This is a genomic window from Herbiconiux daphne (genome assembly GCF_024979295.1).
Classification (GTDB): Bacteria; Actinomycetota; Actinomycetes; order Actinomycetales; family Microbacteriaceae; genus Herbiconiux; species Herbiconiux daphnes.
This window is the reverse complement of record NZ_JANLCJ010000131.1, coordinates 1-1,126: the sequence shown is the minus strand read 5'-3', so window position 1 is coordinate 1,126 and position 1,126 is coordinate 1. Positions and strand designations below refer to the sequence as shown.

At 40.1% G+C, this 1,126-nt stretch carries 3 protein-coding genes; all 3 read left to right on the top strand.

From position 1 onward, the window contains the following. Positions 1-298 (top strand): hypothetical protein (locus N1032_RS23565; protein ID WP_259542804.1); only part of this gene is annotated, 298 nt, incomplete at its 5' end. Positions 299-320: 22 nt separating this feature from the next. Then, a complete protein-coding gene (locus N1032_RS23560; RefSeq protein WP_259542802.1) occupies positions 321-683 on the top strand; it encodes an endonuclease VII domain-containing protein in 363 nt (120 codons plus the stop codon). Then, positions 670-1,126 (top strand): transglycosylase SLT domain-containing protein (locus tag N1032_RS23555; RefSeq protein WP_259542801.1); only part of this gene is annotated, 457 nt, incomplete at its 3' end. The genes N1032_RS23560 and N1032_RS23555, both read left to right, overlap by 14 nt.

Here is a 1,126-nt window from a genome sequence, read left to right as displayed (position 1 = left end):
CATCCCCCGTGTTAAAGCAATGGTGTCAGACATTATGACAGAGAAGAATGGTTCTATTGAGAATAGTTCTATCTTTGAAGATACATATGGTCGCATTGGTATTACTAACATTGTTACTGGACAGACTACTTACTGGTCTAAAGATGCTCTCCGTAAAGAATTCGAGAAACGGTTTAAGACTCAGGTTGAAGAATCTAAGAAAGAGCGAGAAAGAAAAGTGAGTGAACTTGGACTCGATAGACATCAGACTACAGAGAAAGAAATGCTCCATAATATGTCAGTAGTTAACAAGGGTTAATTATTTTTGGGAGGACGAATAGGTGCCGTATAAAGACAAGGAACAAGAGAAAGCTCGATATCTAAGAAATAAGAATGATAAAGAGTGGGTTCGCTCAAGAAAGAATCAACAGTTAAAAACTTTATACGGTATCACTATCGATGAGTATGAAGAAATGTCTGAAAGACAAAACCACGTTTGCGCTATATGCAAATGTAGTGAAACAGCGATTACTCGTTGGGGAACACCTCGTAGCTTAGCAGTAGACCATTGCCATCAATCTGGAAAAGTTCGTGGTCTCCTTTGCCATAATTGTAATATTGTTATCGGTCAATCTAAAGACAATATTGAAACTTTGAAGAATGCCATTACTTATTTACAGGAGGCAGTTGATGTTCTACAATAAAGATGCTAAAAGCCCATTTGATAGCTTGTTCACAAAACACGCTCAGACGAATGGCTTACGTTACGATTTCCTTCGTAACATCGCTCAGATTGAATCTGGGTATCGTGCGGATGCTCGTCCTCCGATTGATAAGAAGACTGGCAAACGTGCAAGTTCTGCCACTGGTGTTATGCAATTAATCAGTGGAACTGGTAAAGAAGTGGGATTACTCACAGAAGCGGATTTCCTTGACCCAGATAAAAACATTGGAGGTGGGGCTAAATACCTTGCTCGTATGTTGAAAGCCTCTGGTGGTAATGAAATGAGAGCTGCATTGGCTTATCACTCTGGCCCAGGGAGTGCTGATATTAAAGCATTTGACCGTGGTGAGTATGATAAGATTAGTCCTGCTGGTAAAGACTATTTACAGAAAGTAAGTGGTAATGCTATTGGTGACCCACACG